Origin of the sequence: Enterobacter cloacae complex sp. IR5401 (assembly GCF_049238425.1) — a bacterium.
GTDB classification, from domain to species: Bacteria; Pseudomonadota; Gammaproteobacteria; order Enterobacterales; family Enterobacteriaceae; genus Enterobacter; species Enterobacter hormaechei_C.
The window spans coordinates 443519-458847 of the sequence record NZ_JBMKHN010000002.1; the positions used below are offsets into that span (position 1 = coordinate 443519).

Here is a 15329-nt window from a genome sequence, read left to right on the forward strand (position 1 = left end):
GAGAATTTGTCATGAGTCGTAAACAACTGGCCCTGCTCGAACCGACCTTAGTTCGTCAGGCCCTCATGGATGCGGTAAAAAAACTGAGCCCGCGCGTCCAGTGGCACAACCCGGTGATGTTTATTGTCTGGACTGGAAGTTTACTCACCACCGTACTGGCGATTGCCATGGGAACGGGACACCTTTTGGGGAATGCAACCTTTACCGGCGCCATCAGCCTGTGGCTGTGGTTTACCGTGCTGTTCGCCAACTTCGCCGAAGCGCTGGCGGAAGGCCGCAGTAAAGCGCAGGCCAACAGTCTGAAAGGAGTCAAAAAAACCGCCTTTGCGCGCAAATTACGCGAACCTAAATACGGCGCGCACATGGACCACGTACCGGCGGATGAACTGCGTAAAGGTGACGTGGTGCTGGTGGAAGCCGGCGACATCATCCCCTGCGACGGGGAAGTGATTGAGGGCGGCGCGTCGGTAGACGAAAGCGCCATTACCGGGGAATCCGCACCGGTGATCCGTGAGTCGGGCGGAGATTTCGCCTCAGTTACCGGCGGAACGCGCATTCTTTCCGACTGGCTGGTGATCCAGTGCAGCGTTAACCCGGGCGAAACCTTTCTCGACCGGATGATCGCCATGGTGGAAGGCGCGCAGCGTCGTAAAACGCCGAACGAGATCGCTCTGACCATTCTGCTGGTGGCGCTCACCATTGTCTTCCTGCTGGCAACGGCGACCCTGTGGCCTTTCTCCGCCTACAGCGGTACAGCGGTCAGCATCACCGTACTGATCGCCCTGCTGGTCTGTCTGATCCCCACCACTATTGGTGGCCTGCTTTCCGCGATTGGCGTGGCGGGGATGAGCCGGATGCTGGGCGCTAACGTCATCGCCACCAGCGGACGCGCCGTTGAAGCGGCGGGGGACGTAGACGTGCTGCTGCTGGATAAAACCGGGACCATCACCCTGGGCAATCGTCAGGCCTCTGACTTTTTACCTGCTCCCGGCGTGGATGAAAAAACGCTGGCTGACGCGGCGCAGCTTTCCTCGCTGGCTGATGAAACGCCGGAAGGCCGCAGTATCGTGATCCTCGCCAAGCAGCGCTTTAACCTGCGCCAGCGCGACGTACAAAGCCTGCACGCCACGTTCGTTCCCTTCACGGCGCAAACCCGCATGAGCGGCATTAACATTCAGGACCGGATGATCCGTAAAGGGTCCGTTGATGCCATTCGCCGTCATATTGAAGCCAATAATGGACACTTCCCCCCGGAAGTCGACCATCTGGTGGAAAGCGTGGCGCGTCAGGGGGCAACCCCGCTGGTGGTGGCGGAAGGTGCAAGCGTTCTGGGGGTGATCGCTCTGAAGGATATCGTTAAAGGCGGTATAAAAGAGCGTTTCGCCCAGATGCGTAAGATGGGCATTAAAACGGTGATGATCACCGGGGATAACCGTCTGACTGCGGCGGCCATTGCCGCCGAAGCGGGCGTGGATGATTTCCTTTCCGAAGCGACGCCGGAAGCAAAGCTGGCGCTCATTCGCCAGTATCAGGCGGAAGGTCGTCTGGTGGCGATGACCGGCGACGGCACCAACGACGCCCCGGCGCTGGCGCAGGCCGACGTGGCGGTGGCAATGAACTCCGGTACCCAGGCGGCAAAAGAGGCGGGCAACATGGTGGATCTCGACTCGAACCCGACCAAGCTGATCGAGGTGGTGCACATCGGGAAGCAGATGCTGATGACGCGCGGCTCGCTGACCACGTTCAGTATCGCCAACGACGTAGCGAAGTATTTCGCCATCATTCCGGCGGCGTTTGCGGCAACCTACCCGCAGCTAAATGCCCTGAACGTGATGCACCTGCACTCTCCGGCCTCGGCCATTCTGAGCGCGGTGATCTTCAACGCGCTGATTATTGTCTTTCTTATTCCGCTGGCGCTGAAAGGGGTGAGCTATAAGCCGCTGACGGCCGCCGCCATGCTGCGCCGTAACCTGTGGATTTACGGTCTGGGTGGGCTGGTGGTGCCCTTTATTGGGATCAAGGTTATCGACATGTTGCTAACGCTGTTCGGGCTGGTTTAAAAGGTGGATCCAATGACGATGTTACGTCCCGCTATACTGTTGTTTATTCTGCTGTCTCTGATTACCGGCGGGCTTTACCCGCTGATGACTACCGCGCTGGGCCAGTGGTGGTTTCAGGATCAGGCCAACGGCTCGCTGATTATCCAGAACGGTGAAAACCGCGGCTCGCGTCTGATTGGGCAGAACTTTACGGACCCACGCTACTTCCAGGGACGCCCTTCCGCCACTGCGGAAAGTCCGTATAATCCAATGGCCTCCGGCGGCAGCAATCTGGCGGGCAGTAACCCTGACCTGGACAAAGCCATTGCTGAACGCGTTGCCGCCCTGCGCGCTGCGAATCCGCAGGCCAGCCGTGAGGTGCCGGTTGAGCTGGTCACCGCCTCCGCGAGCGGGCTGGATTACAGCCTGACGCCGGACGCGGTGGTCTGGCAGATCCCACGCGTGGCCGCCGCCCGTCAGCTGACCGTCGAGCAGGTGAGCCAGCTGGTTGCAGAACATACGCAAAAGCCGCTGGTCAGCTTCATCGGCATGCCGGTAGTGAACATTGTTGAGCTGAATCTGGCGCTGGATGCGCTAAGGAAGAACTAAATGACCGACGAGCCCATGCGCCCGGATCCGGACAGGCTGCTTGAACAGACGGCTGAAGCCCACCGTGGCAAGCTGAAAATTTTTTTCGGCGCCTGCGCGGGTGTCGGGAAAACCTTCGCCATGCTGACGGAAGCCCAGCGGCTTCGGGCACAGGGGCTTGATATTCTCATCGGCGTGGTGGAAACCCACGGTCGCAAAGAGACTGCTGCGCTGCTGACGGGGCTGGCGACGCAGCCGCCCCAGCTTATCAGCCATCGCGGGCGGCTGGTCACGGAGTTTGATCTTGATGCCGCCCTCGCCCGCCGCCCTGCCCTGATCCTGATGGACGAACTGGCGCACAGCAATGCGCCAGGCTCCCGCCATCCGAAGCGCTGGCAGGATGTTGAGGAGCTGCTTGAGGCAGGCATTGACGTCTTCACCACGGTGAATGTTCAGCATCTGGAAAGCCTGAACGACGTGGTGAGCGGCGTAACCGGTATCCAGGTGCGGGAAACCGTCCCCGATCCGTTTTTTGATTCTGCCGATGAAGTCGTACTGGTTGACCTGCCGCCGGACGATCTGCGCCAGCGCCTGCATGAAGGCAAAGTGTATATTGCCGGCCAGGCCGAACGCGCCATCGAACATTTTTTCCGCAAAGGAAACCTGATTGCCCTGCGCGAGCTGGCCCTGCGCCGCACCGCCGATCGCGTTGATGACCAGATGCGCGCCTGGCGAGACCTACAGGGACAAGAGCGCGTCTGGCACACGCGGGACGCCATTCTGTTATGCATTGGTCACGGCAGCGGCAACGAAAAACTGGTTCGCACCGCCGCCCGGCTTGCAGCGAAGTTTGGCAGCGTCTGGCACGCGGTCTACGTCGAAACGCCGCAGCTGCATGGCCTGCCGGAAAATCAGCGCCGCGCCATTTTGAGCGCGCTGCGGCTGGCGCAGGAGCTGGGCGCCGAAACCGCAACCCTTTCCGATCCGCAGGAAGATAAAGCCATTCTGCGCTACGCGCGGGAGCACAACCTGGGCAAGATTGTCATTGGACGTCGCCAGCACCGCCGCTGGTTTAGCCGCGAATCTTTTGCCGACAGGCTGGCCCGCCGCGCGCCGGATCTTGATTTAGTCATCGTCGCGCTGGATGACAAGCCCGCCCCCCTGCCCAACCGTACGCCGGACGCTCGCACCTTTGGCGATAAATGGCGCATTCAGATCCGGGGCTGCATGGTGGCCGTGGTCCTCTGCGCCCTGATTACGGTGATTGCCAGCCAGTGGCTCATCGCCTTCGACGCCGCCAATCTGGTCATGATTTATCTGCTCGGCGTCGTTGTGGTCGCGCTCTTTTATGGCCGCTGGCCGTCGGTGCTGGCGACGGTGATCAACGTCATCAGCTTCGATCTCTTCTTTATTGCTCCGCGCGGGACGCTTGCTGTCTCGGACGTGCAGTACATTCTGACCTTTGCCGTGATGCTTACCGTCGGGCTGGTGATCGGGAATCTGACGGCAGGCGTGCGCTACCAGGCACGCATTGCCCGCTATCGCGAGCAGCGCACGCGCCATCTGTATGAAATGTCAAAATCGCTGGCGGTTGGCCGCACGCAGCGAGATATCGTGCAGACCAGCGAGCAGTTTATCCGTTCGACCTTTCATGCCAGTAACCTGATTTTGCTCCCCGACGAACAAGGGCGCCTTCGCCCGCTGACCTCCCCTTCGGGGATGACGCCCTGGGATGAAGCGATTGCCCGCTGGAGTTTCGATAAGGGTTTACCTGCCGGCGCCGGCACCGACACGCTGCCCGGCGTGCCTTACCAGATCCTGCCGCTGCGCAGCGCGGATAAAAATCACGGGCTGGTCATCGTCGAGCCGTCTAACCTGCGTCAGCTGATGATCCCCGAGCAGCAGCGCCTGCTTGAAACCTTCACCCTGCTGGTCGCCAGCGCCCTTGAACGGCTGGCGCTCACCGCCAGCGAAGAGCAGGCGCGGCTGGCAAGCGAGCGCGAAAGTATTCGCAACTCGCTGCTGGCAGCGCTGTCTCACGATTTGCGCACGCCGCTTACCGTGCTGTTTGGCCAGTCCGAAATTCTGACGCTGGATCTGGCGGCGGAAGGATCAAAGCACGCGATGCAGGCCAGCGAAATTCGCCAGCACGTGCTGAATACCACGCGCCTGGTGAACAACCTGCTGGACATGGCGCGCATTCAGTCCGGCGGGTTTAACCTCAAAAAAGAGTGGCTCACCCTTGAGGAGGTTGTCGGCAGTGCGCTGAAGATGCTGGAGCCGGGTCTCGGCGGGCGCCATATTGAGCTGGACATGCCGGAACCCCTGACGTTAATCCATGTGGATGGCCCGCTGTTTGAGCGCGTGCTGATTAATCTTCTGGAAAATGCCGCTAAATACGCCGGGGCAAAGGCCCGGCTGGGGATTTCTGCCAGGGTGGATAAACGTGTGCTGCGGCTCGACGTCTGGGATAACGGGCCGGGTATTCCGGCCGGTCAGGAGCGCGCCATATTCGAAAAATTTGCGCGCGGTAATAAGGAATCCGCCATTCCTGGCGTTGGGCTGGGGCTGGCGATCTGCCAGGCGATTGTCGACGTGCATGGCGGCACCATTTCCGCAGAGAACCGCCCGGAAGGTGGGGCACGCTTTTGTGTTACACTTCCTCTGGAAAGCCCACCAGAACTTGATGAATTACCAGAGGATTTGTGATTAACGTTCTGATTGTTGAAGATGAGCTCGCTATCAGCCGATTTCTGCGTACTGCGCTGGAAGGCGACGGTTTGCGCGTTCATGAAGCCGGAACGCTTCAACGAGGGTTGATTGAAGCCGCGACCCGCAAGCCAGATCTGGTGATCCTGGATCTGGGACTTCCGGATGGCGACGGCATCGATTTTATTCGTGAGGTGCGTCAGTGGAGCCAGATGCCTATTCTGGTGCTCTCTGCCCGCACCGAAGAGACGGATAAAATCGCCGCGCTGGATGCCGGAGCGGATGATTATCTGATCAAACCGTTTGGCATTGGCGAGTTACAGGCCCGGCTTCGTGTGGCGCTGCGTCGACACAGTGCCACCTCCCCTTCCGACCCGGTGTACGCCTTTGGCGATATCCGCGTCGATCTTGCTGCACGCCGCATCGTAAGAGGAGAAGAAGAGATCCACCTTACGCCTATTGAGTTTCGTCTGCTGGCCGTGCTGCTCAATAACCATGGTAAAGTGTTAACGCAGCGACAGCTGTTAAGCCAGGTCTGGGGGCCGAATGCTGTCGAGCATAGTCACTATTTACGCATTTATATGGGACACCTTCGCCAGAAGCTTGAAGCCGATCCCGCGCGTCCTCGTCATTTATTAACAGAAACCGGTATCGGATATCGGTTTATGATCTGAATAAGTATTCACTTTAATTTTAAATAAAAACTTACCAGCCTGAATATAGCCATGAAAATAACGATGAGATTATTTTCACGGCTATATTCGCCCTCCTTAAACACAATTAAAACATCCATTTAACACCGAACCAACAAAACAGCATTTTGATCTGTGTTATTCACTCAAAACGACTAATTATTTCTGAAATGATCGGTTATTGGTGATCTGTTTCACAGTTAATCCCTTTTCCCTGGATAAAATGACCATGCTTTCAATTACTGAAAGGAAACTGAACATGGAAAACAATAATCGTTTAATGCCCCATATAAGGCGGACAACACATATCATGATGTTTGCCCACCGAAACTGTTTTGACTTTCATCTCTTTAACGCCCGGTAGTCCTTCGACTTCTGGCGCATCTGCTTACAGGTCATCCTGAAAAACGCTATTTTACAGGCTGTTGCCTGTGAACACCTGCGCTCATTCCTTGTGATTCAGATTCTCCGCAACCGGGCGGACTGAATTCTACTCAGCAAAAAAGCAATTAACTGATTTCGTATCAGCGGACACGCTTTGCTTTTTTTTCCGGAAATAATCGATTTCTTTACCGCAAGAAGTCGAGGGCCCCATATTGCCTGAAATAAAGAGATAAAGATGAAAACGTTAAAAATTGCCGTCAGCCGTGCCTGCCCTGAATGCTTTACCACTTCGCGCGACATTGTGGATATCACCGCATCGGATTATATTGATGTGGCAGCCGTGGTTCTGGCCGTCAGCGATATTTTCAATGGCGCCATAGAAGAAATAGAAGCCACGGGATTCGGTATTCCGGTGTTTATTGCCACGCATAAAGAAGAAAGGGTTCCGGCTGAATTTCTGTCGCGTATTCACGGCGTTTTTGAGTACTCCGACACCAGCAATGCGTACTACGGACGCCAGCTTGAAGCGGCTGCGCAGAAGTACGAAACCCAGCTCCGCCCGCCGTTCTTCCGCGCGCTGGTCGATTACGTCCAGCAGGGGAACAGTGCGTTTGACTGCCCCGGACATCAGGGAGGCCAGTTCTTCCGCCGCCATCCGGCCGGAAACCAGTTTGTCGATTTCTTTGGCGAAACGCTTTTCCGCGCCGATCTGTGCAATGCCGACGTGGCAATGGGCGATCTGCTGATCCATGAAGGCGCGCCATGCATCGCCCAACAGCATGCGGCAAAAGTCTTTAATGCGGATAAAACCTACTTCGTGCTGAACGGCACCTCCTCTTCCAACAAAGTGGTGCTCAATGCCCTCCTCACGCCAGGCGATCTGGTGCTGTTCGATCGCAATAACCATAAATCTAATCACCACGGAGCACTGTTACAGGCAGGCGCGACGCCGGTGTATCTGGAAACGGCGCGCAACCCGTACGGGTTTATCGGCGGTATTGACGCACACTGTTTCGACGAGAGTTACCTGCGGGAACTGGTGTCAGAGGTCGCGCCTGGTCGCGCGCGGGATGAACGTCCGTTCCGTCTGGCGGTGATCCAGCTGGGCACCTACGACGGTACCATTTATAACGCCCGTCAGGTGGTGGATAAGATTGGTCACCTGTGCGATTACATTCTGTTTGACTCCGCCTGGGTGGGTTACGAGCAGTTTATCCCGATGATGGCCGACTGCTCGCCGCTGCTGCTGGAGCTGAACGAAAACGATCCGGGCATTCTGGTTACCCAGTCGGTGCATAAGCAGCAGGCGGGCTTCTCGCAAACCTCGCAAATCCATAAGAAGGACAGCCATATAAAAGGCCAGGCGCGCTATGTCCCGCATAAGCGCCTCAACAACGCCTTTATGATGCACGCCTCCACCAGCCCGTTCTATCCGCTGTTTGCCGCCCTGGATATCAACGCCCGCATGCACGAGGGGCAAAGTGGGCGCAACATGTGGATGGACTGCGTGGTGACCGGTATCGAAGCACGGAAACTGATCCTTCAGAACTGTCAGTTTATTCGTCCGTTCGTGCCAGAGACGGTGGATGGCCGTCCATGGGAAAGCTGGGATACGGCAGAGATTGCAACCGATCTGCGCTTCTTCCATTTTGTTCCGGGCGAACGCTGGCACGCCTTTGAGGGATATGCCGAGCATCAGTATTTTATCGATCCCTGCAAACTGCTGCTGACCACGCCAGGCATCAACGCCCGCACCGGCGAGTACGATGATTTCGGCGTGCCCGCCACCATCCTCGCCAACTTCCTGCGTGAAAACGGCATCGTGCCTGAAAAATGCGACCTCAACTCCATTCTCTTCCTGCTCACCCCGGCGGAGGACATGGGCAAATTGCAGCAGCTCGTCGCCCAACTGGTGCGCTTCGAAAAACTGCTCCAGAGCGATGTGCCGCTGAAAGAGGTTCTGCCCTCTCTTTATAAGCAACATCCGGAACGTTATGCGGATTATACCCTGCGTCAGATTTGTCAGGAGATGCACGACCTCTATGCCCGCCATAACGTGAAGCAGCTGCAAAAAGAGATGTTCCGCAGGTCTCACTTCCCGCGCGTCATGATGAACCCGCAGGAGGCGAACTATGCCTATCTGCGCGGTGAGGTCGAGCTGGTGTCCCTGCGCGACGCGGAAGGCCGTATCGCCGCGGAAGGCGCGCTGCCTTACCCACCGGGGGTGTTGTGCGTGGTTCCGGGGGAAGTCTGGGGCGGTTCCGTGCTGCGCTACTTCGCCGCGCTGGAAGACGGGATCAATCTGCTGCCGGGCTTTGCGCCGGAGTTACAGGGGGTTTACGTCGAGGAGTGTGACGGTCGCAAACAGGTGCGCTGCTACGTCATCAAACAACCTGCCGCTCAGCCATCGCTGCTGAAAGGAGAAAAATTATGAGTAAGGCCAACAAGATGGGCGTGGTGCAACTCACTATTCTCACCATGGTGAATATGATGGGTTCGGGGATCATCATGCTGCCCACCAAGCTCGCTGAAGTGGGGACGATTTCGATTATCTCCTGGCTTGTTACCGCCGTGGGTTCGATGGCGCTGGCATGGGCCTTTGCCAAGTGCGGAATGTTCAGCCGCAAGTCCGGCGGGATGGGTGGCTATGCCGAATATGCGTTCGGTAAGTCCGGTAACTTTATGGCGAACTATACCTACGGCGTGTCGCTGCTGATCGCCAACGTGGCGATTGCCATTTCCGCTGTCGGTTACGGCACGGAGCTGTTTGGGGCGACGCTGACCCCGGTGCAGATTGGGCTGGCAACCATCGGCGTGCTGTGGATCTGTACCGTCGCCAACTTTGGCGGCGCGCGCATCACCGGACAACTTAGCAGCATTACCGTCTGGGGCGTGATTATCCCGGTTGTCGGCCTGTGCATCATCGGCTGGTTCTGGTTCAGCCCGACCCTGTACGCCAACTCCTGGAATCCGCATCACGTACCGTTCTTCACTGCCGTGGGATCGTCCATCGCCATGACGCTGTGGGCCTTCCTCGGGCTGGAGTCAGCCTGTGCGAATGCGGAAGTGGTGGAAAACCCGGAGAAAAATGTGCCGATCGCGGTACTCGGCGGGACGCTGGGGGCGGCGGTGATCTATATCGTCTCGACCAACGTGATTGCGGGAATTGTGCCCAACATGGATCTGGCCAACTCCACGGCGCCGTTCGGGCTGGCGTTCGCGCAGATGTTTACGCCGGAGGTAGGGAAAGTGATCATGGGACTGATGGTGATGTCCTGCTGCGGCTCGCTGCTGGGCTGGCAGTTCACCATCGCTCAGGTGTTTAAATCCTCGGCTGACGAAGGCTATTTCCCGAAAATCTTCTCCCGCGTCACCAAAGCGGATGCACCGGTGCAGGGCATGCTGGCGATTGTCATCTTCCAGAGCGGATTGTCGCTGATGACCATCAGCCCGTCACTGAACAGCCAGTTTAACGTGCTGGTCAACCTGGCGGTGGTGACGAACATCATTCCGTACATTTTGTCGATGGCGGCGCTGGTGATTATTCAGAAGGTGGCGAAGGTTGATCCGCGCAAAGCCCGTGCGGCCAATATTGTGGCGCTGATTGGCGCAATTTACAGCTTCTATGCGCTCTATTCCTCCGGCCAGGAAGCGATGCTGTATGGTGCGATGGTGACCTTTATGGGCTGGACGCTGTACGGTCTGGTGTCGCCGAGATTTGAATTGAAGAACAAGCACAGTTAGGTAAAAGCAAAACGGCAACCCTGAGGTTGCCGTTTTTAGTGTTTTCTCCCTCTCCCCGTGGGAGAGGGCCGGGGTGAGGGCATCAGCCCGCACCAAACACCACTTACGCGTTTTTCAGCACTTCGCTGACAATCTCTACCGCTTCTTTCTCAATCTGCTGACGATGCTCAGCGCCGAGGAAGCTTTCGCAATAGATTTTGTACGCATCTTCCGTACCGGATGGACGCGCGGCGAACCAGCCGTTTTCGGTCATCACCTTCAGGCCGCCGATGGATGCGCCGTTACCCGGTGCCGCCGTCAGACGCGCGGTGATCGGGTCACCTGCCAGGGTGCTGGCGCTGACCATCTCCGGAGAGAGTTTTGACAGAGCTGCTTTTTGCGCAGACGTGGCGCCAGCCTGGATACGGTTATAGCTTGGCGCACCAAAACGTTCCGCCAGCTCGTTGTAATGTTCCTGCGGGTTCTTACCGGTGACCGCGGTGATTTCCGCCGCCAGCAGGCACATGATGATGCCGTCTTTATCGGTTGACCATGGGGTGCCGTCGAAGCGCAGGAAGGATGCCCCCGCGCTCTCTTCACCGCCAAAGCCAAAGCTGCCGTCGTGCAGACCGTCAACAAACCACTTGAAGCCCACCGGCACTTCCACCAGCTTGCGGCCCAGCGCATCGACCACACGGTCAATCATGGCGGAAGAGACCAGCGTTTTACCCACCGCGACCTCTTTGCCCCACTGCGGACGGTGCTGGAAGAGATAATTAATGGCCACAGCCAGGTAGTGGTTCGGGTTCATCAGCCCAGCCGGGGTGACGATACCGTGACGGTCGTAGTCCGGGTCGTTAGCAAACGCCAGATCGAACTTGTCGCGCAGCGCCAGCAGGCCAGCCATTGCGCATTCGGAGGAGCAGTCCATACGGATCGCGCCGTCTTTGTCCAGGTGCATAAAGCGGAAGGTCTGATCGACGTGATCGTTCACGATGGTCAGATCCAGCTTGTAGTGCTCGGCAATGCGTTTCCAGTATTCAATACCGGAGCCGCCCAGTGGATCCACGCCCAGCTTCAGACCGGCTTTCTGGATAGCGGCCATATCGACGATATCCGCCAGCCCTTCCACGAACGGCTGAACCAGATCCTGCTCTTTCACGTGGCCGGAGGCCATGGCTTCATCCAGTGAGATACGCTTCACGCCGCTCAGACCGTTAGCCAGTAACGCGTTGGCGCGATCTTCCACCACTTTCGTGACGTTGGTATCCGCCGGGCCACCGTTTGGTGGGTTGTACTTGATGCCGCCATCTTCCGGTGGGTTGTGGGACGGGGTGATCACAATGCCGTCAGCCTGCGCGCCACCTTTTTTGTTGTGTACCAGAATAGCGTTAGACACCGCAGGCGTTGGCGTGAAACCGTTGTTCTCCTGAACAATCACGTCTACGCCGTTCGCCGCCAGCACTTCCAGCACGGAGATAAAAGCAGGTTCAGACAGGGCGTGGGTATCTTTCCCTACATAGCACGGACCGGTGACGCCATTTTTGGCGCGCTCTTCCGCGATGGCCTGAGCAATGGCCAGAATGTGCGGTTCGTTAAAGCTGTGGCGCGCCGCGCTGCCGCGGTGGCCAGATGTACCAAACTTCACTGCGTGTTCTGCGTTGCCCACCACCGGTTTCAGCACGTAGTACTGCGCGGTCAGTTGAGCGACGTTAATCAAATCGCGTTGTTGCGCAGGTTGTCCTGCACGGCTGTGATTTGCCATTGCCTGGTCCTTCTGATGCAAGGGTTAAATTGTACCGCAAACCTTTTCGATCAATTCCGCCGGGAACTGCATGGACTGCATGATATGTTCGATCATGCTGCACTTGCGGCCCGTATTGGTATTAGTGATCACCCAGTATGGCGTACCGGGAACGTGTTTGGGTTTGGTTTGGTTGCCATTTTGCAGCAAGGTCTGCTCGTCGCCTGCGAAATAAACGCGCGTGCGACCGTGCAGCGACTCTGTCGCTTCTGCAAATGCGTTGTTATCCAGTGAGTAAAGTGTAGACAGCACCAGCATAAAGCGGTTAACGGCCTTTTTCTGCTCGGCATATTCATCGGACAGCAGCAGCTCGCGCATCGCGCGCACTTTGTCCTTTGCCGGCATGACGGCAGGTTTTACTTGTGCAACAACGCTCGGCTGAGACACGACATCTTTAGTGACAGGAGTGGGCTGTGAGGCGGCGGAAATTTTAAGCATGCGCCGTAAAATGTCGGACGCGCTCTCCCCAATATGCCGCGTCTGGCTGGCAATATACTGATAGAGTTCGTCATCAACTTCGATTGTTTTCATCTTAATCCAGTGCGATATCTTATCTGAATACAAGTCGTTGAGATTATAAGGTCAAATCCCAACAGCGGATAGCGTCAAACCAGGTTGGCGGCAAAAGTCAGATTAAACTGGATCCTTGCCCCCGGGCGGCAGAATGGTCAACATGATACCCTAACCTGACAAACCTAAAAAAAGAACTTTGCCATGAAATTGAATACCCGAGCGCAAACTGCACAATCGCCGAACAATAATTCTCCCATCGTACTGGTTCACGGCCTGTTTGGTAGCCTGGATAATCTGGGTGTGCTGGCGCGCGATTTAGTGACCGATCACGAGATCCTCCAGGTTGATATGCGCAATCACGGTCTTTCAGGGCGCTCGGAGGAGATGACGTACGCAGCCATGGCGCAGGATCTGCGGGACACCCTCGATGCGAATAATATTCAGAAAGCGACGCTTATCGGGCATTCAATGGGCGGTAAAGCGGTGATGGCGCTCACTGCGCTGGCACCTGAGCGAATTGCCGGGCTGGTGGTCATCGACGTTGCGCCCGTCAATTACGACGTTCGCCGTCACGATGAGATTTTTGCCGCCATCAATGCGGTCACCGAAGCGGGTGTCGCAACCCGCCAACAGGCGGCTGCCGTTATGCGCGAGCATCTTGATGAAGAAGGCGTGGTCCAGTTCCTGCTGAAATCGTTTGTTGACGGGCAATGGCGCTTTAACGTCCCGGTGCTGTGGGATCAGTATTCGCATATTGTGGGCTGGGAAGCCGTCCCCGCCTGGCCGCACCCTACCCTTTTTATTCGCGGCGGCAACTCCCCTTACGTCACTGACGCGTACCGTGACGCGCTGCTGGCGCAATTCCCGCAGGCTCGCGCTCACGTCATTGCGGGTGCCGGGCACTGGGTACACGCGGAAAAACCGGATGCCGTCCTGCGCGCCATTCGCCGCTATCTTACTGATACAGCGAATTGATTAAAAAGCCAGCGACCGGAAGACGACGGGCTTCCAGTCGTTGGCGTGTGGATTTGGGTGATGTATGATGGCGCGCTTATCGCCCGGGCATTAGCAGGGCGGCGTGTTTCCCCCGAAGTCTCAGAATCATGGCCAAAGAACAAACGGACCGTACGACACTAGATCTGTTCGCGAATGAGCGTCGACCGGGACGACCGAAAACGAATCCGCTTTCGCGCGATGAACAGCTGCGTATCAATAAACGCAACCAGCTTAAACGCGATAAAAATCGTGGGCTTAAGCGTGTCGAACTGAAGCTGAATGCCGATGCCGTCGATGCGCTTAACGAATTAGCTGACGCGCGCAACATCAGCCGCAGCGAATTGATCGAAGAGATGCTGATCGCCCAGCTTGAGACGTTACGCGGCAAGGCGTGAGTCAGAAAATCCCCAATATTACCTTTTTCATGTAGCACAGAGTGCAGTCCTGCGTGATAGCTGTTTCCGCAGGGTTGCCTGTTCTGCTATTATTGCCCTTATCCGTGGACAATTTGCGCCACCATACCATTAAGTTTCAAGAGGTTATTTTACTCATGGCAATCATCGGCATTTTCTTTGGCAGTGATACCGGCAATACTGAAAATATCGCAAAAAACATTCAAAAACAGCTCGGTAAAGACGTTGCTGATGTGCATGACATCGCCAAGAGCAGCAAAGAAGATCTCGAGGGCTATGACATCCTGCTGCTGGGCATCCCCACCTGGTACTACGGTGAAGCACAGTGTGACTGGGACGATTTCTTCCCGACGCTGGAAGAAGTAGACTTCAACGGCAAGCTGGTTGCCCTGTTTGGCTGTGGCGATCAGGAAGACTATGCTGAGTATTTCTGTGATGCGCTGGGCACTATTCGCGACATCATTGAGCCACGCGGTGCGGCGATCGTCGGTCACTGGCCAACGGCGGGTTACCATTTCGAAGCTTCCAAAGGTCTGGCAGATGACGATCACTTCGTTGGCTTGGCCATTGATGAAGACCGTCAGCCAGAGCTGACCGCTGAGCGTGTAGAAAAATGGGTTAAGCAGGTTCGTGAAGAGCTGAACCTGGACGATATCCTTAACGCCTGATATCCCTGCGGCGCAACTCCGGTTGCGCCCGTTTTCCAGGTAAAACCGATTAAATTAATTGCTACAAACTTTTAACTTTTTCGCCCAGACCTGTACAATATCCCCCTGGTAAAAAGTGGGTGCCATCGAACAAGTTTGTTGGTGATACCACGTTTTTATAAGCATACTTTGCTTGAGACTTGCAGTTTTCATTTAGCCATGGCAGTTCTATAATGAGACGCATTATCCCAAGTGCATTTTCTGTCACTTCTTCTTTTGAAGTGAATCGTTTAGCAACAGGACAGATTCCGCATGACTGACAACAATACCGCATTAAAGAAAGCTGGCCTGAAAGTAACGCTTCCTCGGTTAAAAATCCTTGAAGTGCTTCAGGGGCCAGACAATCACCATGTCAGTGCGGAAGACCTTTATAAGCGTCTTATCGATATGGGTGAAGAGATTGGGCTGGCAACCGTCTATCGTGTGCTGAACCAGTTTGATGACGCGGGCATTGTTACTCGTCATAATTTCGAAGGCGGTAAATCCGTGTTCGAGCTGACTCAGCAGCACCACCACGATCACCTGATCTGCCTCGACTGTGGCAAGGTCATTGAATTTAGCGATGATTCCATTGAATCGCGCCAGCGTGAAATCGCCGCCCGTCATGGCATCCGCCTGACCAACCACAGCCTGTACCTGTACGGTCACTGTGCTGAAGGTGATTGCCGCGAAAATGAACATGCGCACGACGCAAAATAAGTGAGTGTTCATACTCTGAGCCAGCCGTGAGGTTGGCTTTTTTTTGCCTGAAAAAAGCCCGG

13 protein-coding genes are annotated in these 15329 nt (G+C 56.3%); 11 read left to right on the top strand and 2 right to left on the bottom strand.

All coding sequences use genetic code 11. The annotated features are described in order from the left end of the window. The first annotated feature begins 11 nt into the window (after positions 1-11). From kdpB to potE, 7 genes are all read left to right on the top strand, one after another. Complete coding sequence (gene kdpB / locus ACOTX1_RS05120; RefSeq protein ID WP_023315640.1) at positions 12-2060, top strand: potassium-transporting ATPase subunit KdpB; 2049 nt, start codon at positions 12-14, stop codon at positions 2058-2060. A gap of 12 nt (positions 2061-2072) precedes the next feature. Then, the gene (gene kdpC, locus ACOTX1_RS05125; protein WP_003858641.1) at positions 2073-2648 is read left to right on the top strand and encodes a potassium-transporting ATPase subunit KdpC; all 576 of its coding nucleotides are present in this window, start codon (positions 2073-2075) and stop codon (positions 2646-2648) included. Continuing rightward, a complete protein-coding gene (kdpD, locus tag ACOTX1_RS05130) occupies positions 2649-5336 on the top strand; it encodes a two-component system sensor histidine kinase KdpD (protein ID WP_023315639.1) in 2688 nt (895 codons plus the stop codon). It begins immediately after the preceding gene. Then, positions 5333-6010: a two-component system response regulator KdpE gene (kdpE, locus tag ACOTX1_RS05135; RefSeq protein WP_003858643.1), complete on the top strand. Its 678-nt coding sequence runs from the start codon at positions 5333-5335 to the stop codon at positions 6008-6010. Before kdpD ends, kdpE begins: the two co-directional genes overlap by 4 nt. Positions 6011-6287: 277 nt before the next feature. Then, positions 6288-6392: a leader peptide SpeFL gene (gene speFL / locus ACOTX1_RS05140; protein ID WP_003858645.1), complete on the top strand. Its 105-nt coding sequence runs from the start codon at positions 6288-6290 to the stop codon at positions 6390-6392. Between the two features lie 255 nt (positions 6393-6647). After that, complete coding sequence (gene speF / locus ACOTX1_RS05145; protein ID WP_022650609.1) at positions 6648-8846, top strand: ornithine decarboxylase SpeF; 2199 nt, start codon at positions 6648-6650, stop codon at positions 8844-8846. After that, positions 8843-10156, top strand: coding sequence for a putrescine-ornithine antiporter (gene potE, locus ACOTX1_RS05150; protein ID WP_003858648.1), 1314 nt, complete (start codon positions 8843-8845; stop codon positions 10154-10156). The genes speF and potE overlap by 4 nt, the downstream gene beginning before the upstream one ends. Positions 10157-10259: 103 nt before the next feature. Here the strand turns inward: potE and pgm are convergent, their stop codons facing one another. Beyond that, positions 10260-11900, bottom strand: a complete 1641-nt coding sequence (gene pgm / locus ACOTX1_RS05155) for a phosphoglucomutase (alpha-D-glucose-1,6-bisphosphate-dependent) (protein ID WP_023315638.1) — start codon at positions 11898-11900, stop codon at positions 10260-10262. Between the two features lie 24 nt (positions 11901-11924). After that, complete coding sequence (gene seqA, locus ACOTX1_RS05160) at positions 11925-12470, bottom strand: replication initiation negative regulator SeqA (RefSeq protein WP_003858650.1); 546 nt, start codon at positions 12468-12470, stop codon at positions 11925-11927. A gap of 183 nt (positions 12471-12653) precedes the next feature. Between seqA and ybfF the strand changes: the two genes are divergently transcribed. The 4 genes from ybfF (at position 12654) to fur (ending at position 15267) form a co-directional block, all read left to right on the top strand. Continuing rightward, positions 12654-13427 carry an esterase gene (ybfF, locus tag ACOTX1_RS05165; protein WP_023315637.1) on the top strand — a complete coding sequence of 258 codons (774 nt, stop codon included), beginning with the start codon at positions 12654-12656 and terminating at the stop codon, positions 13425-13427. A gap of 128 nt (positions 13428-13555) precedes the next feature. Further along, the gene (ybfE, locus tag ACOTX1_RS05170) at positions 13556-13843 is read left to right on the top strand and encodes a LexA regulated protein (protein WP_003858652.1); all 288 of its coding nucleotides are present in this window, start codon (positions 13556-13558) and stop codon (positions 13841-13843) included. Positions 13844-13998: 155 nt separating this feature from the next. Beyond that, a complete protein-coding gene (fldA, locus tag ACOTX1_RS05175) occupies positions 13999-14529 on the top strand; it encodes a flavodoxin FldA (protein ID WP_003858653.1) in 531 nt (176 codons plus the stop codon). 291 nt (positions 14530-14820) lie between these two features. Next, on the top strand, positions 14821-15267 hold the full coding sequence (fur, locus tag ACOTX1_RS05180) for a ferric iron uptake transcriptional regulator (RefSeq protein ID WP_003858655.1): 447 nt from the start codon (positions 14821-14823) through the stop codon (positions 15265-15267). Positions 15268-15329: the final 62 nt, after the last annotated feature.